At 72.8% G+C, this 22,054-nt stretch carries 16 protein-coding genes and 1 pseudogene; 9 read left to right on the forward strand and 8 right to left on the reverse strand.

All coding sequences use genetic code 11. The features are described 5' to 3' along the window. Positions 1–181: 181 nt before the first annotated feature. Entirely contained in the window at positions 182–1,558 is a 1,377-nt protein-coding gene (locus ACIBA9_RS07095; RefSeq protein WP_399360417.1) for a cryptochrome/photolyase family protein, read from the forward strand. Between the two features lie 60 nt (positions 1,559–1,618). On the opposite strand, the gene ACIBA9_RS07100 is transcribed toward ACIBA9_RS07095, so the two are convergent. Beyond that, positions 1,619–2,737 carry a MerR family transcriptional regulator gene (locus ACIBA9_RS07100; RefSeq protein ID WP_399360419.1) on the reverse strand — a complete coding sequence of 373 codons (1,119 nt, stop codon included), beginning with the start codon at positions 2,735–2,737 and terminating at the stop codon, positions 1,619–1,621. A gap of 167 nt (positions 2,738–2,904) precedes the next feature. Here ACIBA9_RS07100 and ACIBA9_RS07105 point away from each other — a divergent pair, with 167 nt between their 5' ends. From ACIBA9_RS07105 to uvrA, 3 genes are all read left to right on the forward strand, one after another. Then, on the forward strand, positions 2,905–3,567 hold the full coding sequence (locus tag ACIBA9_RS07105; RefSeq protein WP_399360421.1) for a sigma-70 family RNA polymerase sigma factor: 663 nt from the start codon (positions 2,905–2,907) through the stop codon (positions 3,565–3,567). Positions 3,568–3,655: 88 nt separating this feature from the next. After that, entirely contained in the window at positions 3,656–4,093 is a 438-nt protein-coding gene (locus tag ACIBA9_RS07110) for an SPW repeat protein (RefSeq protein WP_399360423.1), read from the forward strand. 192 nt (positions 4,094–4,285) lie between these two features. After that, a complete protein-coding gene (uvrA, locus tag ACIBA9_RS07115) occupies positions 4,286–6,754 on the forward strand; it encodes an excinuclease ABC subunit UvrA (RefSeq protein ID WP_399360425.1) in 2,469 nt (822 codons plus the stop codon). A 35-nt stretch (positions 6,755–6,789) separates the two neighbouring features. Here the strand turns inward: uvrA and ACIBA9_RS07120 are convergent. After that, positions 6,790–6,885: pseudogene (locus tag ACIBA9_RS07120) on the reverse strand (HIT domain-containing protein); the annotation flags it as partial. Positions 6,886–6,942: 57 nt separating this feature from the next. Further along, positions 6,943–8,385: an APC family permease gene (locus ACIBA9_RS07125; protein ID WP_399360427.1), complete on the reverse strand. Its 1,443-nt coding sequence runs from the start codon at positions 8,383–8,385 to the stop codon at positions 6,943–6,945. A gap of 116 nt (positions 8,386–8,501) precedes the next feature. Between ACIBA9_RS07125 and ACIBA9_RS07130 the strand changes: the two genes are divergently transcribed. Continuing rightward, on the forward strand, positions 8,502–9,686 hold the full coding sequence (locus ACIBA9_RS07130) for an ROK family protein (protein WP_399360429.1): 1,185 nt from the start codon (positions 8,502–8,504) through the stop codon (positions 9,684–9,686). Positions 9,687–9,792: 106 nt separating this feature from the next. Beyond that, positions 9,793–12,513, forward strand: coding sequence for a glycosyl hydrolase 2 galactose-binding domain-containing protein (locus ACIBA9_RS07135; protein ID WP_399360432.1), 2,721 nt, complete (start codon positions 9,793–9,795; stop codon positions 12,511–12,513). 39 nt (positions 12,514–12,552) lie between these two features. Here ACIBA9_RS07135 and ACIBA9_RS07140 read toward each other — a convergent pair whose 3' ends face one another. Then, positions 12,553–14,004, reverse strand: a complete 1,452-nt coding sequence (locus ACIBA9_RS07140; protein ID WP_399360434.1) for a hydrolase — start codon at positions 14,002–14,004, stop codon at positions 12,553–12,555. A gap of 234 nt (positions 14,005–14,238) precedes the next feature. Here ACIBA9_RS07140 and ACIBA9_RS07145 point away from each other — a divergent pair, with 234 nt between their 5' ends. Continuing rightward, complete coding sequence (locus tag ACIBA9_RS07145) at positions 14,239–14,502, forward strand: GlsB/YeaQ/YmgE family stress response membrane protein (protein WP_399360436.1); 264 nt, start codon at positions 14,239–14,241, stop codon at positions 14,500–14,502. A 74-nt stretch (positions 14,503–14,576) separates the two neighbouring features. On the opposite strand, the gene ACIBA9_RS07150 is transcribed toward ACIBA9_RS07145, so the two are convergent. From ACIBA9_RS07150 to ACIBA9_RS07160, 3 genes are all read right to left on the reverse strand, one after another. Next, the gene (locus ACIBA9_RS07150; protein ID WP_399360438.1) at positions 14,577–15,353 is read right to left on the reverse strand and encodes a GNAT family N-acetyltransferase; all 777 of its coding nucleotides are present in this window, start codon (positions 15,351–15,353) and stop codon (positions 14,577–14,579) included. A gap of 413 nt (positions 15,354–15,766) precedes the next feature. Further along, the gene (locus ACIBA9_RS07155) at positions 15,767–16,621 is read right to left on the reverse strand and encodes a GNAT family N-acetyltransferase (RefSeq protein ID WP_399360440.1); all 855 of its coding nucleotides are present in this window, start codon (positions 16,619–16,621) and stop codon (positions 15,767–15,769) included. Positions 16,622–16,938: 317 nt separating this feature from the next. Then, a complete protein-coding gene (locus tag ACIBA9_RS07160; RefSeq protein WP_399360442.1) occupies positions 16,939–17,592 on the reverse strand; it encodes a chaplin in 654 nt (217 codons plus the stop codon). Positions 17,593–17,900: 308 nt separating this feature from the next. Here ACIBA9_RS07160 and ACIBA9_RS07165 point away from each other — a divergent pair, with 308 nt between their 5' ends. After that, on the forward strand, positions 17,901–19,502 hold the full coding sequence (locus ACIBA9_RS07165; RefSeq protein WP_399360444.1) for an alpha/beta hydrolase: 1,602 nt from the start codon (positions 17,901–17,903) through the stop codon (positions 19,500–19,502). A gap of 110 nt (positions 19,503–19,612) precedes the next feature. Next, a complete protein-coding gene (locus tag ACIBA9_RS07170; protein ID WP_399360446.1) occupies positions 19,613–20,134 on the forward strand; it encodes a DUF4232 domain-containing protein in 522 nt (173 codons plus the stop codon). Here ACIBA9_RS07170 and asnB read toward each other — a convergent pair. After that, positions 20,127–21,968, reverse strand: a complete 1,842-nt coding sequence (gene asnB, locus ACIBA9_RS07175) for an asparagine synthase (glutamine-hydrolyzing) (protein WP_399360448.1) — start codon at positions 21,966–21,968, stop codon at positions 20,127–20,129. The two genes, ACIBA9_RS07170 and asnB, sit on opposite strands and share 8 nt — an antisense overlap. Between the last annotated feature and the right edge of the window lie 86 nt (positions 21,969–22,054).

Raw genomic sequence — 22,054 nt, forward strand, 5'->3', positions numbered from 1 at the left:
AAGCGGGAACCGGCACGGGGCGGCACGGGCGCGTCGCGGGACCGTGGTCGAGTGGATCACACCCGGTCCTGACCGACACCGACCCACGGGGAGGCCGGGGTCGCGCGCCCCCCGCATCCGTTGGGCCCGCGGGTCCGGAACTGCTCAGCGTCGTCCGTATCCCTCGCTCCGGAGTCGCGCCATGTACGTCTCGGTCGTCCTGTTCACCGCCGACCTGCGCCTGCACGACCACCCGCCCCTGCGGGCCGCGCTGGACGGCCGTCGTGAGGTGGTCCCGCTCTTCGTGCGCGACAGCGGGGTGGCGGATGCGGGCTTCGCGGCGCCCAACCGGCTGGCGTTCCTCGCCGACTGTCTGCACGACCTGGACGCCGGGCTGCGCCGGCGCGGCGGGCGGCTGGTGGTGCGCTCCGGCGACGTCGTGGCGCGGGTGTGCGAGGTGGCGGCTGAGGCCGAGGCCGACGAGGTGCACATGGCGGCCGACGTGAGCGCCTACGCCCGGCTGCGGGAGCGGCGGCTGCGACGCGCCCTGGAGGCCGACGGACGCCGGCTGCACGTCCACGAGTCGGTGACCACGGCGGTGCCCCCCGGGCTGGTGACCCCGGCCTCCTCCGACCACTTCGCGGTGTTCACGCCGTACTTCCGCCAGTGGACGGGACAGCGGCTGCGCGACGTCCTCGACGCGCCCCGTTCGGTCGTTGTACCGGCCGGGGTCGGGTCCGAGGAACTGCCGTCGCGGGCCTCGCTGCGGGACCTGTCGCCGGCGCTGGCCGCGGGCGGGGAGACGGAGGGCAGGAGACGGGCCACCGCGTGGCTGCGTTCGGGCGTGGCCGCCTACGAGGACCGGCACGACGACCTCGCCGGGGACGCGACCTCCCGGCTCTCGCCGCACCTGCACTTCGGCACGCTGTCCCCCGTGGAGCTCGTGCACCGCGCGCGCCGGTCGGGCGGGCCAGGCGCGGAGGCGTTCGTACGGCAGGTCGCCTGGCGTGACTTCCACCGCCAGGTGCTGGCGGCGCGGCCCGCCGCGGGCACCGCCGACTACCGCACCAAGCACGACCGCTGGCGGTCCGAGCGGACGGCCGGCGCCGACATCGAGGCGTGGCGGGAGGGCCGTACCGGCTATCCGGTGGTCGACGCGGCGATGCGCCAACTGCTGCACGAGGGCTGGATGCACAACCGGGCCCGCCTGCTCACTGCCAGCTTCCTCACCAAGACGCTGTACGTCGACTGGCGCATCGGGGCGCGGCACTTCCTGGAGCTGCTGGTGGACGGGGACCTGGCCAACAACCAGCTGAACTGGCAGTGGGTCGCGGGCACCGGCACGGACACCCGTCCGAACCGGGTCCTGAACCCCGTCACCCAGGGCAGACGGCACGACCCCGACGGCGCGTACGTGCGGCGCTGGGTACCGGAGTTGAAGGGTGTGGCGGGTGCCGCGGTCCACGAGCCGTGGAAGCTGCGGGGTGCGGACCGGTCCGGTGTCGAGGGGTATCCGGATCCGATCGTCGACCTCGCCGAGGGCCTGGCCCGCTTCAGACGGGCCCGGGACCGGGGCTGAGCGGGGCCGGTGCCGGAGCCGTGGGGTGACGGTCGCGCACGCCGGCGGACCGCCGGCTCGTCAGCGCCCGGCCCAGGTCTCGGCCGCGTCGTCTCGGAGCGGTTCGCCGGGGGGCGTCGGGGCGTAGGCCGCCGCCAGGGTGTCGAGCGCCTCGGACAGGCCGGTCGGGCGGCGCATGCCGTGGCTGGGCCGGCCGGCCCAGCCGGGGCCGCCGAGCATCATCAGGGGCTGGCTGCGGGCTCCCTTGACGCCCCACTCCAGGGCGGCGATCTGTTCGGCCAGCGGCAGGCTCGCGGTGGAACGCGCCTGTGCCCAGAGCACCACGGCGGCCGGGCCCAGGCGTCGTACCGCCGCCGCGAGCGCCTCCGCCGGAACGGCGGCGCCGAACATCCGCGTCGGGACACCGCGGTGGCTCAGCGCGGCGTTGAGCGCCTCCAGCGCGAGGGTGTGCTGCTCGTCGGGGACGCAGGCCAGCAGCACCGGCCCGGCCCCGGGTGACCCGGCCGGTGTCGCGGGCACGCGCGTGTGGCGCCGCAGGGTGGTGGACACGTGCCAGGACAGCAGGTGCTCCACCTCGATGTACCGGTCCTCCGACGACGCCCACTTGCGGCCCACGGCGTGCAGGGTCGGCAGCATGACCTCCTGCCAGGCGGTCACGACGCCGTAGCGGATCACGGCGGTGTCCAGCTGTTCCCCGACGGCGGCGGCGTCGAGCCGGACCGCCGCGCGGGCCAGGCCCCGGCCGTCCTGACGGGCGGCGGCGGAGGCCGATGTGCCGGGCGCCGCCGCCCAGGGCCCCTCGTCCTCCCCCGCGGACGGGCCCGGTACGGGCCGAGGCACGAGCAGCGGCCGGGGCGGGGGCGCGATGCCCTCCGGGGGCCGGACGGCTGCCTGGTCCGCCTGCTGTTTCGCGGCCCGGGCGGCCTCGGCGGGCGGCACTCCGGACGCGGTGAGCCGGCACATCGTCTCCAGCATCGTGACGTCCTCGGGTGTCCAGCGCCGGTGCCGGCCGTCGGTGCGTGCGGCGGGGCCGATGCCGTAACGCCGGTCCCAGGACCGCAGCGTGGTGGGCGAGACACCGAGGCGGCGGGCCAGCGCGCCCGTCGTCAGCCTGGGTTCGGCCGCCCGCGAAGGACGGGCCGCCTTCGCGGTGCTCCGTGCGGCCGTGGACTCGTCCATGCGGCAACTATACGACGCAGAAACGATGCAAGTTGTGGGGCCTGTGGAACAGCTCACACGATGACCACGCCCGGGATCCGCTCCCGGGGAGGTCCCGGTCCGCCGTGGTGAAACGGGCACGTGCCATGCCCGTCACGTCCCGGCCGGCCATACGCGAAGGAGCCGTCATGAGCCCGTACACGACCACCGTCGGCCGCGGGCCGGCCGTGCCCTGCGCCGACCCGCCCGTCGCCACGTCCCCCCGGGCGTCGGCGTGGCCGTCCGCCGGGGAGCCGCTCGGCGACGAGGAACTGGCGCGGGGCCTGGTGGCCGGCGACGACGCCTGTCTCGTCGCGGCCTACCGGCGCTGGTCGGGCCTGGTGCACACCCTGGCGGCGCGCACGCTGGGCGATGCGAAGGAGGCCGAGGACGTCACCCAGCAGGTGTTCCTCGGGGTCTGGCGCGGACGCGCCGGTTACCGGCCGGAGCGCGGGACGCTGGCGGGGTGGATCGTCGGCATCACCCGCCGCAAGGTCGCCGACGCGCTCTCCGCGCGGACGCGCCGCGGCGAGCTGATCGCGGCCGCCGGCGCGGCCCTGCCACCGGACGACTCGGCCGCCGGGCGCCCCGACGCCGTTTTGGAGCGCGTCTTCGTGCGCGGCGAACTCGCCCGGCTGCCCGCGCCGCAACAGCGCGTGCTGCGCCTGACCTACTACGAGGACCTCACCCAGACCCAGATCGCGGAGCGCACCGGCTGGCCGCTGGGCACGGTGAAGAGCCATGCGCGGCGCGGCCTGCGCCAGCTGCGCCGGAATCTGACCGACGAACTACCCGCAGCCCCCTACACATAAAGGACAAATAAGAGCAAACTAGGAATGCGGTGTTGTTCCCGTACCGCACCGAAAGCGCTCTGGCCCACGCAGTCGAAGGAGACGAGTCATGGCCAACGTCTCGCACAGGGGTGACATGTCGACCCACCCCGATGTCCCCGAGATGCGCGATCGCTACGACCGCGTGCTCGGAGGTCGTGATGTGGCGCTCGTGGACGGGCCGGTCTTCCTGCTCGGCCTGTACTGCGCGGCATCTCCGTGGATCGTGCACTACTCCGCGAGCCAGCCCTCGCTCATGACCCACAACCTGATCATGGGCATAGCGATAGGTCTGCTCGCACTGGGATTCACCCGAGCCCCCGAGCGGATGTACGGCCTGAGCTGGGCCATGTGCGCCCTGGGCATCTGGATGATCATCGCACCGTGGATCGTGGGCAGTGGACCGGACAAGGGCGTGATCATCAACAACATCATCATCGGTGCGCTGGCGCTCGTCCTCGGACTCGTGTGCGCCGGTACGGCGATGAGGAGCACTCCCAGGCCGTAGGAGGGGCCCCGAGGAAAGGAAGGAATGGAAGTACAAGGGAAGAAGCAGGAACAACAACCGGAACAAACAGGGGCCGGTCCGCCCGGGCGGACCGGCCTTCCCCATGCCGGCCCGCGTTCGTACCGGGTCTCTCCGGCTGCCGGTGGCGGCGCCTGTCGCGCGGTTCCCGGCGCGATCGGGTAATCAGGAACGGTGAACAAGGACGCGAGCGACACCTTCGTGCATGTCCGGGGCGCCACCGAGAACAACCTGCGCAACATCGACGTCGACGTTCCGCGGGACGCGATGGTCGCCTTCACCGGCGTCTCCGGCTCGGGCAAGTCCTCGCTCGCGTTCGGCACGCTCTACGCCGAGGCGCAGCGGCGCTACTTCGAGTCCGTGGCACCGTACGCCCGACGGCTGTTGCAACAGGTCGGCGCACCGCACGTGCAGGAAATCACCGGACTGCCACCGGCCGTGGCCCTGCAGCAGCGACGCGGGTCGCCCAGCTCACGCTCGACCGTCGGCACCATCACCACGCTCTCCAATCTGCTGCGCATTCTGTACTCCCGCGCCGGTACCTATCCGCCCGGGGCCGCACGGCTGGACGCCGAGTCGTTCTCACCCAACACCGCGGCCGGCGCCTGCCCGCAGTGCCACGGACTGGGGGTCGTGCACGACGTCGCCGAGGACCTGCTCGTCCCGGACCCCTCGCTGAGCATCCGCGAGGGGGCGATCGCCGCCTGGCCGGGCGCCTGGCAGGGCGCCAACCTGCGCAGCGTCGTGAGCAACCTGGGGATCGACATCGACCGGCCGTGGCGCCGGCTCAGGAAGAAGGACCGGGACTGGCTGCTGTACACGGACGAGCAGCCCTCCGTGTACATCGAGCCGGAGGAGGACCGCATCGACTACGGCTACCAGGGCAAGTTCTGGAGCGCCCGCAAACACGTCATGCACGTCCTCGCCGACTCCAAGAGCGAGAAGATGCGCGAACGGGCGCTCCGGTTCGTCAGGAGTGTGCCCTGCCCCGAGTGTCACGGCAGCGGACTGCGGCCCGAGGCGCTCGCCGTGACCTTCGCCGGACGTTCGATCGCCGAGATCAACGCGATGCCGCTCACCGAGGTGGTGGCGCTGCTGCGGCCCGTCGCGGGGCGGTCCGAGGCCGACGCCACCACGTCGACCGCCCGATCCGGGGAGACGACCGAGGTCGCGGTCCGCATCTGCGGCGATCTGGTCGCGCGGATCGACGTACTGCTCGACCTGGGCCTCGGATATCTCAGCCTCGGGCGCCGCTCGACGACCCTCTCACCCGGCGAGGCGCAGCGCCTGCGGATCGCCACCCAGCTGCGCTCGGGGCTGTTCGGCGTGGTCTACGTCCTCGACGAACCCTCCGCGGGCCTGCACCCGGCCGACGCGGAACCGCTGCTGGACGTGCTGGACCGCCTCAAGGCGGCGGGCAACTCGCTGTTCGTCGTCGAGCACGACATGGACGTCGTACGGCGGGCGGACTGGGTGGTCGACATCGGCCCCGGCGCGGGCGAGGGCGGCGGACGCGTGCTGTACAGCGGCCCGGTCGCAGGGCTCGAGCGGGTCGCGGAGTCGGCCACGAGCCGGTACCTGTTCGGGCGCGCCCAGCCGCCCGATCACCGCCCGCGCTCACCGCACGGCTGGCTGCGTCTGCGCGGCGTCTCCCGACACAATCTGCACGACGTGTCCGTCGACGTACCGCTGTGCGTGCTGACGGCGGTGACGGGCGTGTCCGGTTCCGGAAAGTCGACGCTGGTGACGCAGGTGCTCGCCGAGGTCGTCCGCGGCCACCTCGGAGTCGTACCCGAGGAGCCCGACGAGGCGCGGCTGGAGGTCGACGTCCAGGACGCCTCGGGGGTCGAGTCGTTCGACCGGCTGGTCCTGGTCGACCAACGGCCCATCGGCCGGACCCCCCGGTCCAACCTGGCCACGTACACCGGGATGTTCGACGCCGTGCGCAAGCTGTACGCGGCGACGGACGAGGCCAGGGCGCGCGGCTACTCGGCCGGCCGGTTCTCCTTCAACGTGCCCGAGGGGCGGTGCGAGACCTGCCAGGGCGAGGGGTTCGTCGCCGTGGAACTGCTGTTCCTGCCCGGCACCTACGCGCCGTGCCCGACCTGCCACGGCGCCCGGTACAACGCCGAGACGCTGGAGGTCACCTACCGCGGCAGGAACATCGCGGAAGTGCTGGCGCTGTCCGTCGACGCCGCCGCCACGTTCCTGTCCGCCGTCCCGGCCGCCTCCCGCAGTCTGGAGACGTTGCGCGAGGTGGGACTGGGGTACCTGCGGCTGGGCCAGCCCGCGACGGAACTCAGCGGCGGTGAGGCGCAGCGCATCAAACTCGCCACCGAACTGCAGCGAGCCCGCCGCGGGCACGCGCTCTACCTGCTCGACGAGCCGACGGCGGGGCTGCACCCCTCGGACATCGCGCTGCTGCTGCGACAGCTGCACCGGCTCGTCGACGCCGGCAACACGGTCGTCCTCGTCGAGCACGACCTGGACACCATCGCCACCGCCGACTGGGTCGTCGACCTCGGGCCGGGCGGCGGCGACGCGGGCGGCCGGGTGGTCGCGGCGGGCCCGCCGGCCAAGGTGGCGAAGGCCCGCCGCAGCGCCACCGCGCCCTATCTCGCGGCCCGGCTAGCGCGCTCCTGACGACGCCGCGAGGAGCCGAGCACCGGTCAGCCGGTTCAGGGGCGCGGGGGGAGGCGCGCGTCGCCATGCCCGTCGTCCACCCGCCGAGGAACGACGTGGAAGTGCAGGTGGGGAACGGACTGCTCCGATCCCGGTCCGCCGGCGCGTCCGTGAGGTGGGGCCGGAGCCCGGGAGCGGGCAGCAGATGTTCAGGTCAGTTCCAGCGCCTCGTACTCCTCGCTCTCCTCGCCGGTCTCCCGCGCGCCGAACGGCCACACCCTCTCCCGTCGCGCCCAGACCGCGAAGGCCACACAGCCGAGGGCGAGCCAGGCGAGGGACCACTCGATGGGATGGCGGCCCGGGGAGTTCCTGTCGGCGTACCCGTAGATCACGCACCAGCCGGCGAAGGCGACGATGCTCGGCAGGGGGTAGAGCCACATCCGGTACGGGCGGTTCATCTCCGGCCGGCGTCTGCGCAGCACGGTCAGCGCGACGATCTGGGCGAGGGCCTGGACGAGGACCATCACCGTGGTGAGCAACTGGATCAGCGTCGCCAGGTCCGTGTGGCGGCCGATCAGGAAGCCGACGGCGGTGATCACGCCCATGGTCGCGAGGCCCAGCGTGGGGAAGCGGTGCCGGGGGTGCAGCCGCTCGTACGGGCGGAAGAAGACCCGGTCGCGGGCGGCGTCGTAGGGCACCCGGGACCCGCCCAGCAGTCCGGCGAAGACGGAGGCGAACGCGGTGATCAGGATGAGTACGGTCACCGTGTCGGCCGCGCCGCCGCCCCAGGTCTCCTCCAGCACCGCCGAGGCCACCGAGGTGGAGGCGATGTCGTGCGGGTCGGTCATCCGGTGCCAGTCCACGACCCCGAGGGTGCCGATCTGGAGCAGCAGGTAGATGGCCATGATGCCGAGGATGGAGTAGACGATCGAGCGGGGCAGTACGCGGCCGGGGGCCTTGATCTCGGCGCCCATGTAGGCGGTGGTGTTGTAGCCGAGGTAGTCGTAGATGCCGATGGTCAGGCCGGCCGCGAAGCCCGGCCAGAAGTGCTCGCTCGTGAGGTCGAAGGCGTGCGCCGGATAGGTGAAGGCCAGGTGCGGGCTGAAGTGCGTGGCGGCGGCCACGATCACCAGGAGCACCGAGGCGATCATCACGACCCACATCACGGCGGTGATCCGGGCGATGTGCTCGATGCCGCGCCAGAGCAGGAGCACCACCAGGGCGATCACGCCGAGCCCGATCAGGTCACCGGAGGTGCGGCCCAGGTCCGGGGCGAGATAGCCCAGGTACTGGACGAATCCGACCACGCCCGTGGACATGATCAGGGGGATGAACAGCATCGCCGTCCACACGAACAGGAACGGCATGAGGCGGCCGGTGCGATAGCGGAAGGCCTGGCGCAGATAGACGTAGCTGCCGCCGCTGCCGGGCATCGAGGCGCCGAGCTCGGCCCAGACCAGCCCGTCGCAGAGCGCCAGGACCGCGCCCGCGACGAACCCGACGACCGCCTGCGGGCCACCGAACGCCGCGACCATCAGCGGGATGGTCACGAACGGGCCGATGCCGCACATCTGGCTCATGTTGATGGCCGTCGCCTGGAACAGGCCGACGCGACGGACGAAGCCACCCGGGGGCGGCGGGCTACCGGACATGCGCACTCCTGACGCGGCGGGCGCCGGACGGCACCCGGCGGGACGACTGGCGGATAAAGTTAAAGAGCCTTACTAGAGGCGTCAAGTACGCGTCAGGAATGCACGAGAATGGTGCGATGCCCGCCGGAGACGTCATCGAGCAGCAGGGACAGCCCTGGAACCGCCGACGGCTGCGCAGTACCAACGAGCGCCTGCTCCTGGACCGGCTGCGCGGCCTCGGTGCCGCCTCGCGCGCGCAACTGGCCCGCGAGACCGGCCTGTCGAAACCGACGGTGTCCAGCGCACTGGCCTCGCTGGCGGCGGCCGGACTGGTCCACGAGGTCGGCACGCACGCCCCCGAGCGCGGGCGCACCGCCGTGCTCTACGCCCCCGACCCGGCGGCCGGGCACGTGCTCGGGGTGGACATCGGCCGGGGCTGGCTGCGGGTCGCGGTGGTCGACCTGGACGGCACGGTCGTCGCCCGGACCGACGTGCGCAATCGGGCCCGCGCCTCCGCCGCGCTGGCCGGCCTCGTGGTGGACACCGCCCGCCAGGTGATCGCCCACTCGGGGGTGGACCCGGCGGACGTGGTGCACGGGGTGGTGGGCACGCCCGGCGTGTACGACGCGCGGCAGCGGCGGGTGCGGTACGCGATGCACCTGCCCGGCTGGGGGCGTGCGGGGATCGTCGACCGGCTGGGCGATGAGCTGGGGGTGCCGCTGGAGGTGCACAACGACGCCAACCTCGCGGCGCTCGGCGAGTACACCTACGGCGTCGGCGCGGGCAGCCGGCTCTTCGCGTACCTCCTCATAGGTACCGGCCTGGGCATGGGGGTGGTCAGCGAGGGGCGGCTGTTCACGGGCGCGCACGGGCTGGCCGGGGAGATCGGCTTCCTGCCCTGGCCCGGCGGCCACAAACCGGAGCGGCTGGAGGACGCGGTGTCCGGGGTGGCGGTGGTCGAGGCCGCGCGGCGGTTCGGTATGAGCGGGCAGTTGTCGGCGAAGGCCGTGTTCGACGCGGCCCGGCGGGGCGATCGGGCCGCCCTGCGCGCGGTGGAACTGGAGGGCGAGCGGATCGCGCACACCGTCGCCGCGGCCACCGCGGTGCTCGACCCGGATCTGGTGGTGCTCGGCGGCGGGGTCGGCCACAGCGTGGACCTGCTGCTGGAGCCGGTCCGGGAGCGGCTGCGTGACCTCACCCCGCTGCGCCCGCGAATCGCCCCGAGCCGGCTCGGCGAGGACGCGGTGCTGCTGGGGGCGGTGGCGACGGCGCTGGACACCGCGCGGGACGTGGTGTTCGAGCGCAGGACGGCCGGAACCTGACGCGGCCGACACCCGCCACGGCCACGCTCGTTGACACGGTCCGGCCGGCGTCCTAGCGTGGGCCAGATTAGTAAAGTTTCCTAACTTTACGAGGCTGGAGACCCCCGTGTTCCCTCGCCGCGCACTCGCACGCCGGTACACCGCCACCGCCCTCGTCCTCGGTCTGCTCTCCACACCGGCCTCCGCCGCCTGGGCCGGGGACCGGCACCCGGCCCCGTCGCGCGGGCGTCCCGCGGTGACGCGCGTCCCCTCCACCGCCGGATCGAGCACCCCGCTGGCCGGTTACGGCGTGCAGTCCACGGCGAAGGTCGGCGACCCGGCGTCGGCGGTCTCCTCCCCCGGCTATCCGATGGCCGGCTGGCATCCGGCGGGCCCGCACTCCACGGTCCTCGGCGCCCTCCTCGACGACGGCGTGTACGCCGACCCGTTCCACTCCACCAACCTGAAGGAGATCGCGCGGTCCGACTTCCAGGTTCCCTGGTGGTACCGGTCCGACTTCACCGTCGAGGACACCGCGCGGCGCACCTTCCTCGACTTCAGCGGCGTGGTCTCGGCGGCCGACGTCTACGTCAACGGCCGGCAGGTCGCTTCGGCCCAGGAGGTCACCGGTGCCTACACCCACCACGAACTGGACATCACCTCGCTGGTCCGGTCCGGCACGAACACGGTCGCCTTCCGCGTCCGGCCCAACGACCCGGACAAGGACCTCACCATGGGCTGGCTGGACTGGCTCCAGCCGCCGCCCGACCGGAACATGGGCCTCGTCCGCGACGTCCTCGTGCGCAGGAGCGGCCCGGTGGCGCTGCGCGACGCCCACGTGACCGGCAGGCTCGCCGTGCCCTCGCTCGCCACCGCGGACCTGACGGTGAAGGCGCGGGCCCGCAACGACTCCGGGGCGGCCGTCACGGCGGAGATCTCCGGCAGCGTCGCCGGGACGGCCTTCTCCAGGACCGTGCCGCTCGCCGCCCACGAGACGAAGACCGTCACCTTCTCCCCCGCCGACGTGCCCGGACTGCACCTCGACTCGCCGAAGGTGTGGTGGCCCGCCGGCATGGGCGGCCAGCCGCTGTACGACCTCGACCTCACCGCCGGCGTCGCGGGTGCCACCTCGGACACCGCGCACCAGCGCTTCGGCATCCGGGACGTCCAGGCACCGCTGAACTCCGACGGCGCCCGCCAGTACCTGATCAACGGCCGCAGGCTGCTGGTCAAGGGCGGCGGCTGGTCACCGGACGAGTTCCTGCGCTGGGATCGCGGCTACGCCGAGGACCGCCTGAGATACGCCGTCGACCTGGGTCTGAACACCATCCGTCTGGAAGGCCACCTGGAACCCGACGAGTTCTTCGACCTGGCCGACCGCTACGGCGTGCTCACCCTGCCCGGCTGGGAGTGCTGCGACAAGTGGGAGGGCGAGGTCAACCCCAGCGGCTCCGGACAGAAGTGGACCGAGGCCGACCATGTCGTCGCTAAGGCGTCCATGGCCGCGGAGGCCGCCCGGCTGCGCGGCCACCCGAGTGTGCTCTCCTTCCTGATCGGCAGCGACGCCGCCCCGAACGCGGCCATCGAGAAGGACTATCTGGACGCCCTGGGGGCCGCCGACTGGACCGCCCCCGTCGTGCCGGCGGCCTCCGAGAACTCCTCACCGCGGCTGGGCCGTTCGGGCATGAAGATGACCGGCCCCTACGACTGGGTGCCGCCCGGTTACTGGTACGCCAAGCGCGAGGGCGGGGCGACCGGCTTCAACTCCGAGACCAGCGCGGGGCCGAGCATCCCCACCCTCGACACGCTGCGCCGGATGATGACACCCGCCGAACTGGACACCCTCTGGAAGGACCCCGGCGCCCGGCAGTACCACCGCTCGCCGTCCTCCGTCTTCGGCACCCTCAAGATCTACGACGACGCCCTGGCCGCCCGCTACGGCCGCCCCACCGGCCTCGCCGACTATGTGCGCAAGGCCCAGCTGGCCCAGTACGAGAACGTCCGCGCCCAGTTCGAGGCGTACGGGCGGGGCGCGACGGATCCGGACCGACCGGCCACCGGTGTGATCCACTGGATGTTCAACAGCGGCTGGACCTCCCTGCACTGGCAGCTGACGGACCGCTATCTCGACCAGAACGGCAGCTACTTCGGCGCGAAGAAGGCCAACGAGCCGCTGCATGTGCAGTACTCCTACGACAACCGCTCCGTCGTGGTGGTGAACAACCGCACCGCGCCGGAGAGGGACCTCACGGTGCGGGCCACGCTGTTCGACCCCGACGGCACGCCGCGCTACGACCGGACCGTGAACGGCGTGGCGGTGAACGGGGACGGGGCGCACACGGCACCGCTCACCCTGCCGTCCTCCGTGAGCGGGCTCGCGCGGACGCATCTGCTGCGCCTGGTGCTGACGGACGCGGACGGCACGGAGGTGAGCCGGAACGTGTACTGGCTGTCCACCGAGCCCGACACCCTCGACTGGAACGGCACCACCTGGTACTACACACCGACGACACACTCCGCCGATCTCTCGGGGCTGGCCTCGATGGCTCGGGTGCAGGTGTCGGCGACGGCGACGACCACGTCGTCCGGTGACACGTCGACCACGACGGTGACCGTGCGCCACGCGTCGGACGGAAGCACGCCCGCACTGCTGACGGACGTCCATCTGGTGGACGCGCAGGGCAGGCCGGTGCTGCCGGTGCGCTGGTCGGACAACGAGGTGAGTCTGTGGCCGGGCGAGTCGGCGACGCTCACCGCCACCTACCGCACGGCCGATCTGCACGGCTCGGCACCGGGCGTGCGGGTCTCCGGATGGAACACGCCGGAACGGACGGTTCCGGCGGGGTGACCGGACGGGGCGGGCCGGCGGGCCCGCCCCTCTTCGGCCTCAGCCGACGTCGAGCGAGGTGTCGTCGATGACGAACGAGGTCTGGAGGGTGGAACCCTCGGTGCCGGTGAACTTGACCGTGACCGTCTGGCCCGCGTAGCTCGTGAGGTCGAAGCTGCGCTGGGTGTATCCGCTCGCCGCGTTCAGGTTCGAGTAGGTGGCGAGCGTCGACAGCACGGTGCCACCGCTGTTCACCACCTGCGCCTTGAGGGTGTCGTAGGCCGTCGAGGTGGTCGTCTCGGCGGTGTCGACGTGCAGGTAGAAGCTCAGGGTGGCCTTGGTGCAGCCGGCGGGAATGGTGACCTGCTGCGCGAGGGTGTCGGTGCGGGCCGAGCCGTAGCCGTCCAGCCAGGCCTTGTAGGAGCCGGTGCGGGCGGCTTCGCCGCTGTCGCTGGTGATGACTCCGCTGGAGGCGGTCCAGGTGGTGGCGCCGGACTCGAAGCCGTTGTTGCCGAGGAGCTGGGCGGCGGTGCAGCCGCCGGTGCCGCCGCCTCCCCCGCCACCGGTGCTGCCCGAACCGGCCAGCCAGGCGGTGGCGTTCAGGGCGAGGGGCGCGTTGGTGGCGCTGGAGTCGTGCCAGCCGTCGTAGAGGGTGTTGCCGGACTGGCCGGTGCCGTCGTCGATGGGCGAGCTGTCACCCCAGAAGGCGACCCGGCCGCTGCCGAAGGTGCTGGTCGCGAAGAAGGCGCCGGTGTTGCCGGAGTAACCGCTGCGGTAGAGCAGGCCCTTGACGGCGGGGTTGTCGGCGGGCTTGAGGGTGGCGGTCGTGCCGTCGGCGATCAGGCTCTTGGTGACCGTACCGAAGGGGCCGTGCAGCACCGGGTCGCCGCTGTCGCTGATCGCGGCCGGGTTGCCGGAGCCGATGTCGAGCGCGTCGATGGAGAAGCCGAACGGGTCGGTGGAGTCGACGCTGTTGTTCGTCATCAGGTCGTTGAAGATCTCGACCGCGTCGTAGCCGTCGTTGTTGCGGTCGGCGCCGGTGTGGTCGGAGATCATGAACAGGCCGCCGCCGTTCTTCACGAAGTTCATGATCGCCGTCTTCTCGGCGCTCGTGAACAGCGTGTTCGGCTCCGGCAGCACCAGCGTGTCGAAGTGGGACAGGTCGGTCGCGGACGAGCCGCCGTAGCCGAGGGAGGAGCCCGAGGGCAGCGTCTTCAGGCTGTACCCGCCGGCCTTCTGCAGCGCGACGCCCCAGGAGGAGAGGGCACCGGTCCAGTCGGTCTCGGCGGACGGGGAGGGGTTCTGGCCGAGCGGGTCGGGCTGACTGGTGGAGATGATCCAGTCGGCGTTGCCGGCCGTCTCGGCATGGGCGTTGTCGAACAGGACGCGATGCGTGGTCGCCGCGTGTGCGGGGGTACCGGCGCCGACCTGCAGGACGGTTCCGGTCAGGAACAGCCCGAGTCCGGCCAGGGCAGTGGTGAGTCTGCGAGGGGATCTCCTGGATCCAGGCATCCGGCGAACCTCCATGAGAGTGGGGAGAGGGTGGTGCGGGCGCCAAGTCTGCGCGCGTAGAACCGGCTTGAGGGTTCTACACGCGTCAAGTGGTTGAAAGCTACATGGCGTGAAGGGTGGGTGAACAGAAAGTCCCGGCAATAAGCGGAGCGGCTTGCCCCACGCCCGCGGCGGGCACATCCCCCCAGACGGCGTTCACGCCAAGAACACCGAATGCCTGGAAGGGGAGGGGCCATGGAGGTTTCCGGCGTCATCAGCGCCCTCGTGATCGGGCTCGTCATCGGCGTGCTGGGCCGACTGGTCGTGCCGGGGCGCCAGCACATCGGCGTGCTGTGGACGATTGTCGTCGGCATCGTGGCGGCGCTGCTGGGCTCGGCGATCGCCGCCGGTCTCGGGGTCGCCGACACCAAGGGGCCGGACTGGATCGAGTGGTTCATCCAGATCGGGCTGGCCGCGGTGGGTATCGCGGCGCTCGACCGGTCCCGGAGCCGCCGCTGACCCCGCCCGGGCCCCGAGGAGGGCGACTCCCCCGCGGTCGGGCGGCGTTCGGCCTTCGCCTCGGCCGGTGGCGGTCAACTCCCGTACAGGTACGGAGTCGTTGTGCTCAGCGCGTGGAAGCCGAGACGCTCCAGGATCGGGCGGCTCATCGCCGAGGCGTCGACCTGGAGATAGCGGTATCCGTGGGCGGCGGCGACCCGGGCACGGTGGGCGACCAGGGCGCGGTAGACGCCCCGGCCCCGCCAGGCCTCGACCGTGCCGCCGCCCCACAGTCCGGCGAACCCGGTACCGGGTAGGAGTTCCATCCGGGCCGCGGTGACGGGTTCGTCACCGGCGAGCGCGACCACCGCGACGACCGTGCCGGGGTCGGCGGCCAGCCGCGCGAGCAGCCGGTGCCGCAGCCGGGTGCCGTCGGTGCCGAAGGCCCGTTCGTGCACGTCCACGACCAGGTGGACACCGGCCGGATCGGTGGCCGTCACCAGCCGGATGCCCGCCGGTGGTTCGGCGTCGAGGGCGAGCCGGTCCACCTCGCCGATCAGCAGGGTCTCCGCGGGCTCGGCCCGGAACCCCGCAGCGAGGAGCCGGGCGCCCAGATCCGGCGGCCCGTCATGGCCGTAGAGCTTCCACTCGAAGTCGCGGCCGAGGCCGGTGAAGCGGGTGATCTGCTCGCCGATCACCCGGTCCGCGTCGGCCGCGTCCAGCCCCGACCAGAGCACCCCGTTCCAGCCCTGCGCGTCCGCCACCTGGCGCACCACCGCGCCGGCCCGCTCGATCCGGGCGCCGGGGCCGTCGGGGCGGGCGCCACGGCGCACCTCCCGGTCGTAGCGGGCGAGCACCGCCGTGTGATCCATGCGACCACCGAACCATGATCGCCTGTCGTGCACCAACAGGATTACCGGTCCGGCACGGCGCGTGCCGCCGGGGACGGGACGGGTGGGCGCTCCGGTGGGGCCGGGGCGGATCGGGGCTCGCCGGGGCATCATGACGACGCGGAGCGACCGTTCGCCCCGGCTGCGGCGGCGCCCGCGTGGCCGGGAAGGGATACCGGTGCCCCGCGGCCCCCTCACGAGCGGCCGCGAGAGCGCGGGCAGGCCGGTCCTCGGCGGCCCCCGGCGCCCGGCGCGGCCGGTGTCACACCGCCGGTGGGCGAACCGGCGACGATGCCCGCGTCGCCCACCGTGGTCCGCGGCGCCGTCGCCACCTCGCGGCCGGTCGGGCCCGTACACCACCAGTTCGGACGGGGCGGGGCGAACCCGCCCCCGATTCAGCCGAGTTCGAGGGTGGTGACCCCGTACACCCGCTCTTGGGCGTACGCGCGCACCGGACCCGTGTACATGCGGGCGGTCTCGAACGAGGGACGGAATCCGGCCTCTTCGGCGAGCGCGACGCCGGCCGTGTTCGGCTCGGGCACGTCGATGGCGACCTCGCGGCCGGCGGCATCCGCGGCGAGGGCGGTGAACAGTGCCCTGGCGTCCTCGGCGGTGTCGGCGAAGAGGGGCCCGATGCGCGGGCGGTCCAGGCCGGGGCGGATTACGCCGTAGCCGGTGAGGCGCTCCCCGTCGTGGCGGACGAAGACGCGGTGGCCGGGGCCCGCGAGCCACGCGGTGAGGAAGCGCGGCCGGTCGGCGGGGCAGCAGGCATTGTCGTAGGTGGCGATCGCGGCCAGGTCGGCGGGGCGGGCGAGCCGTACGCCCGGCGCCACCTCGCCCTCGGGGCCGGTCCCGGTGAACCGGATCGTGCGGTAGGCGAGTTCGAAGCCGGACTGGCGGTAGTTGTCCTGCTGGGCGACGACCCCGTCGAGGCCGACCGTGCGGTTGCCGGCGTGGGCGAGGGCGGTCTTCCAGGTGGTGAGGCCGTGGCCGTGACCGCGCAGGTCGGGGCGGACGAGGTAGCAGCCGAGGAAGGCGTAGTCGGAGCCGTAGTTGACGACGGAGACGGCCGACACCGGCTCCCCGTCGATCCGGCCGAGGAAGAACCCCTCGGGGTCCTGGGCGAAGAACGCGGGCCCGTCGGACAACCCGGGGTTCCAGCCCTCCGCGGCCGCCCATCCGCTGATCACCGGCCAGTCGGCGAGGGTGGCCTGCGTGACGACGAGGTCCTGGGGGGCCGCAGAGGTCATCGGTGTGCTCCGTTGTGCGTCGGGGTCGGATCTGCCGCGCAGCATCCTCGCGGATCAACGGGGCGCACGCCATGGGGGGATCGGCCGTTGTGGATCACTCGGCCGACGGGATGCCACGACCGTGGTGCGTCAGACGGCCGTCGTGCGTCTCCCGGCGACTGTCGATGCCGCGACCCTCGTGCGTCACGCGGCTCGGTGGTTTCGCGCGGACGCGTCGTCCGGCGGGACCGGTGTGGCGAGGGGTGCCCCCGGGCGGCGGCGGACGGCAGCCTCGGGCCCCACCGGGCCGGCGACCGGTGGGGGCTCGAGGAGGCCGCTCAGCGGGTGCGGCCCGGGGCGAACCGGCGGTACAGGACCGTGCCGGTGAGCAGCAGCGCGGCGCTGCCCGCGACGGCGGGGGTGGTCAGGTCCGTACCGGTGTGGGCCAGTGACGCCACCGCCGGCCGCGCGGCCGGACTGCGGTGCGCCGGGCGGGACTTGGCCGGGGCCGGGGGCTTGACGGCCGGGGTGCGCGGGGTACGGGGCGGCGTGGTGGGGCCGTTGACCGAGTGGTTGCCCTCGGCCGGGTTGCCCAGGCCGACCACGTTGACGCTGTTGCCGCTGATGTTCACCGGCAGGTGGACCGGCAACTGGATGCCGTTGCCGGAGAGCACGCCAGGGGAGCCGGTGGCTCCGCCCCGGGCCGCTGCCCCGCCGGACGCGTCGGAGCCGTGCCCGCCGGTGCCGCCGGCGTGCGCCGTGCCGGTGTTGGCGCAGGTGTTGCCCGCGGCCGGATTGAGCAGCCCCACGACGTTCACGGTGTTGCCGCACACGTTCACCGGCACGTGGACCGGGAGCTGGATGCCGTTGCCGGAGATCAGTCCGGGCGAGCCGGCAGCCGTGCCGTCCGTCGTGGCACCGTCCGCCGCGAAGGCGGCGGACACCGGCAGTGCCACGGCCATCGCGCCGGACGCGGCGGCGACGGCGATCACACCGTTTCGGGTAGCCCGTCTCATAGGTTCCTGCCTTCCAGACATCGTGGCGGGCATTCGCCCGCGCCTCTTAAAACGCGGGCGAACCATCCGAGTTATGGCTTATCGGTCTTTCACCCCATCGAGTGGCAGGTTTATCGAACCTCATGTAAAGCCGCCAATGATCGTCAAGGGGGTGCCGGACGGATGCGGAAGGTACGGCGCCGGGGCCCCTCGTTCCGCCCGGAGGCGGGTTGTGCGGGGCCCGCTTATGGTGGTCCGAGGGCGCCGTCCCCCCGGTCCTTGGCGGGCGTCCCGGGAGGCTAACGATGCTGGCCATGCTGTCCCCGCGGCCCGCCGTGCGGCGTTGCACGGGTGCCGGAGCCCTCGCCCTGGCGCTGCTCGGCGCCGGGCTGCCCGCGGCCGCCGCCGACACCTCGCAGCCCGATCTGTCGCGCTTCTACCGGCAGAAGGTGGCGTGGGCCGCCTGCGAGGGTCCGGACATGCCGAAGGACCTTCAGTGCGCCAAGGTCACCGTGCCGCTGGACTACGCCCGCCCGCGCGCGGGCACGCTGGACGTGGCCCTGGCCCGCTACCGCGCCACCGGCCCGTCGCGTGGCTCGGTGCTGCTGAACTTCGGTGGCCCGGGCGGCGCGGGGGTGGATGAACTGGTCTCGGACGGGCGCCAGTTCATGGAGCTGACCAATGGCTACGACGTGGTCACCTTCGATCCGCGCGGGGTCGGCCGCTCCTCCCCCGTCAGCTGTGCCGACGCCGGCGACGACGCCTCGGCCGTGACGAACGAGAACGCCGATCTGAGTCATCCGCAGCCGCTGCTGAAGCGGTTGCGGCAGACCGCCGACCGGTGTGCCCGGCGCTCCGGTCCCGTACTTCCCCACATAGGCACCGTGAACGCCTCACGGGACCTGGACGTGATCCGCGCGGCCCTCGGCGACGACAAGCTGAACTACCTCGGTTTCTCCTACGGCACACGGCTCGGGGCGGTGTACGCGGCGCAGTTCCCGGACAAGGTGGGCCGGATCGCGCTGGACGGCGTGGACACGCTGACCGAGCCGCTGTCCGAGCAGGGGCTCGCCGGCGCCGAGGGGCAGCAGACCGCGCTGGACGACTTCCTGGACTGGTGCGTGACGGACGTGGCGTGTCCGTTCGGCAAGGACCGGCGCGCGGCCGGGGCCGAGGTCGTCCGGGTCGTGCGTTCCCTGGACGAGAAGGCGCTGCAGACGGACTTCGGCGGCTCGTTCTCCGGCCAGGATCTGGTGGGCGCCATCGGGCAGGCCCTGTACAGCAAGGAGATGTGGCCCTCGCTGGAGCGCGCGCTGGCCTCCCTGATCGAGGACGGCGACGTCCGGGGCGTGCTCAACTTCTCCGCCGGCGGCGCCGTCCTGCCCCGCGACCGGCAGCCGGGCAACGGCGGCCTGGTCGACGCCGACGAGGTCCCGGCGGACAACCTGCCGGCCGCGTTGATGGCGATCAACTGCGCCGACGACCCGGACCGGCCCGGCGCCGCCCGGATCACCGAGGACCTCAAGGAGCTGCGGCCCGCGTACGAGAAGGCCTCCCCCGTCTTCGGCCGCTACCGGCTCACCCAGCTGCTGATGTGCTACGGCCGCCCCCGGGGCACGGACTTCATCCGCGACCGGGTCAAGGACGTCCCGTCGTCGAAGATGCTGCTCGTGGGCACGCGCGGCGATCCGGCGACGCCGTACCGGTGGGCCGTGGAGACGGCGGAGCGGCTCGGCCCGTCGGCCGTGCTCCTCGACAACAGGGGCGACGGTCACACCGGCTACTCCTCCTCCACGTGTGTGCACCGCAAGGTCGACGACTTCCTGCTCTACGGCTCCCTGCCGGCGAACGGCAGCTCCTGCCCGGCGGACGGCCGGGGCTGGAGCGGCGTCCCGTCATCCGGCTGAACGGGTGACGGGACGCCGACCGGGACAACCTTCCGTTCGTCCCGACCGTCTCACCGGGCAGACCGGCCGAGCCGCCGTGTCCCGTGTGAACCGCCGACAGGGGAATCGATATGCGTATCCGTACCGCCGTCGTACCCGCCGCCTCGGCCGCCGCCGTGGCGCTGCTGCTGGCCGCGCCGGAGAGCCAGGCCGCGGCGGGCCTTGCCGGGCCCGCGCGCTGTGCGGAGCGGGTGCTGACCGTCCGGGCCGGGGCGGTGCCCGCCCACCCGACCGTGGTGCGGATGAGCGTCACCAACCGCGGCGTCCGCGTCTGCCTGGTCGACCGGGTTCCGACGGTGACCTTCGGGGATCTGGACGGGGCCGCGCTGCCGGTACCGGCGGGCGGCACCGGCGGTTACCGGCTCGCGGCGGGCGGCACGGCCTACGCGGCCGTGCGGACCATCGGCGACCCGGCGGATCCCGAGGCCCGCCGGACCGACTCGCTCACCGTGGCCGCGTCGGCGGCGCACTGGGGCCGCTCCTTCACCGCCGCCCGGCTCGGCACCGGGAGGAAGATCCCGGTGTGGGAGCCGGTGACGACGTGGTGGCAGCGTACGGCGGCGGCCGCGGACCGCGGGATCGGCCTCAGCTGAGCGTCAGTTCCGGCGTGTAGAGGTCCAGCCACCGGGCGAGGTCCAGGGCGCGTTCCAGACCGCGTCGGGCCACCGAGGTGACGACCGGTGCGTCCCGTTCGGCGGCCGTCCGGAGCCGGTCCCGGTCGACCAGGTCGAAGACGCGGTGGGAGGGGCGCGAGAGCAGGTCCTTGGCCTGCTCCTGCAGGGCGCGCCCGTAGCGCGGGTCCTGGGTGGACGGGTAGGGGCTCTTGACCCGGTCGTACACCGAGCGCGGCAGGACGTCGGCGGCGGCCTCCCGCAGCAGGCTCTTCTCCCGTCCGTCGAAGGACTTCAGCGCCCAGGGGGCGTTGTAGACGTACTCGACCAGCCGGTGGTCGCAGAACGGCACCCGGACCTCCAGGCCGACGGCCATGCTCATCCGGTCCTTGCGGTCGAGCAGGGCGCGGACGAAGCGGGTGAGGTGCAGATGGCTGATCCGGCGCATGCGGTACTCGAAGTCGCTCTCGCCGGCGAGCCGGTCGATGCCGGCGACGGCGGTGCGGTAGCCGTCGGCGACATACCCCTCCAGGTCGAGGGCCTTGGTGAGGTCGGTGCGCAGGACCTCGGTGTCGTCGCCGAAGTGGCGGCCGAAGCGCACCAGCCAGGGGAAGGTGTCGGCGCGGCGCGCCTCCTCGTCGAAGAACTGCAGGTAGCCGCCGAAGACCTCGTCGGCCGACTCGCCGGACAGGGCGACCGTGGACTTGCCGCGGACGGCGCGGAACAACAGCAGGAGCGAGGTGTCCATGTCGCCGAAGCCGGCGGGCAGGTCGCGGGCGCGGATCACCAGGTCGCGTACCGCGGGGTCGGCGAGGGCCTGGGCGTCGAGCACGATGTCCTGGTGGTCGGTGTTCGCCAGCCGGGCCACGTCGTGCACGAAGGGGGTGTCGGGGGTGCCACGCAGTTCGTCGGCGACGAAGTTGTCGGCCTGGCCGACGAAGTCGACGGAGAAGCTGCGTACCGTCTCGCCGTGCTCGGCCAGCCGACGGGCGGCCAGCGCGGTCATCACCGAGGAGTCGAGGCCGCCGGAGAGCAGGGTGCAGCGCGGTACGTCGGCGACCAACTGGCGGCGCACGATGTCGTCGAGGAGCGAGCGCACGGTGGCGATGGTGGTGTCGCGGTCGTCGGTGTGCGGGCGGGTCTCCAGACGCCAGTAGACGCGGGTGGAGAGGCCGGAGCGGTCGACCGTGACCACCGTGCCGGGCTCGACCTCGCGCATACCGTCCCAGATCGCGTGCCCGGGGGTCTTGACCATGACGAACAGCTCGCGCAGACCGTCCAGCGCGACGCGGGGGCGCGCCAGCGGGTTGGCCAGGATCGCCTTGGGCTCGGAGCCGAACAGGACGCCGTCGGGGGTCGGGTAGTAGTAGAACGGCTTGATGCCCATGCGGTCCCGTATCATCACGAGCTTGCCGTGACGGCCGTCCCACACGGCGAACGCGTACATGCCGTTGAGGCGTTCGGCGACCGCGTCGCCCCATTCGAGGTAGCCGTGCAGGACGACCTCGGTGTCGGAGTCGGTGGTGAACCGGTGGCCGCGGTCCGCGAGTTCCCGGCGCAGTTCGGTGAAGTTGTACGCCTCCCCGGAGTAGACCAGGGCGACGTTTCCCTCGGGGGTGGCGAGGGACATCGGCTGGCGTCCGCCGGGGAGGTCGATGATGGCGAGCCGGCGGTGTCCGAGGGCGGCGGGCCCCTCGGTCCAGCTGCCGCGGTCGTCCGGGCCGCGGCAGGCCATCGTCTCGGTCATCGCATGCAATGTGGTGGCCTCGGTGGTCAGGTCACGGTCGAAGGAGACCCATCCGGTGATGCCGCACATGCGCTACCTCCTGCCTCCGGCTCGCCGACGGCCCCGCACCCACCTGCGCTTTCGCCGGAGGGGAGGCCCCGAGGGCAAACCAGTTG

The sequence above is a fragment of the Streptomyces sp. NPDC051452 genome, assembly GCF_044454765.1.
Lineage (GTDB): Bacteria > Actinomycetota > Actinomycetes > Streptomycetales > Streptomycetaceae > Streptomyces.

Excerpts from the sequence above, each read along its gene's own strand:
- ACIBA9_RS07095 (WP_399360417.1), top strand. The coding sequence starts at position 182 with ATGTACGTCTCGGTCGTCCTGTTCACCGCCGACCTGCGCCTGCACGAC.
- ACIBA9_RS07100 (WP_399360419.1), bottom strand. The coding sequence starts at position 2,737 with ATGGACGAGTCCACGGCCGCACGGAGCACCGCGAAGGCGGCCCGTCCT.
- ACIBA9_RS07105 (WP_399360421.1), top strand. The coding sequence starts at position 2,905 with ATGAGCCCGTACACGACCACCGTCGGCCGCGGGCCGGCCGTGCCCTGC.
- ACIBA9_RS07110 (WP_399360423.1), top strand. The coding sequence starts at position 3,656 with ATGGCCAACGTCTCGCACAGGGGTGACATGTCGACCCACCCCGATGTC.
- ACIBA9_RS07125 (WP_399360427.1), bottom strand. The coding sequence starts at position 8,385 with ATGTCCGGTAGCCCGCCGCCCCCGGGTGGCTTCGTCCGTCGCGTCGGC.
- ACIBA9_RS07130 (WP_399360429.1), top strand. The coding sequence starts at position 8,502 with ATGCCCGCCGGAGACGTCATCGAGCAGCAGGGACAGCCCTGGAACCGC.
- ACIBA9_RS07140 (WP_399360434.1), bottom strand. The coding sequence starts at position 14,004 with ATGCCTGGATCCAGGAGATCCCCTCGCAGACTCACCACTGCCCTGGCC.
- ACIBA9_RS07145 (WP_399360436.1), top strand. The coding sequence starts at position 14,239 with ATGGAGGTTTCCGGCGTCATCAGCGCCCTCGTGATCGGGCTCGTCATC.
- ACIBA9_RS07150 (WP_399360438.1), bottom strand. The coding sequence starts at position 15,353 with ATGGATCACACGGCGGTGCTCGCCCGCTACGACCGGGAGGTGCGCCGT.
- ACIBA9_RS07155 (WP_399360440.1), bottom strand. The coding sequence starts at position 16,621 with ATGACCTCTGCGGCCCCCCAGGACCTCGTCGTCACGCAGGCCACCCTC.
- ACIBA9_RS07165 (WP_399360444.1), top strand. The coding sequence starts at position 17,901 with ATGCTGGCCATGCTGTCCCCGCGGCCCGCCGTGCGGCGTTGCACGGGT.
- ACIBA9_RS07170 (WP_399360446.1), top strand. The coding sequence starts at position 19,613 with ATGCGTATCCGTACCGCCGTCGTACCCGCCGCCTCGGCCGCCGCCGTG.
- asnB (WP_399360448.1), bottom strand. The coding sequence starts at position 21,968 with ATGTGCGGCATCACCGGATGGGTCTCCTTCGACCGTGACCTGACCACC.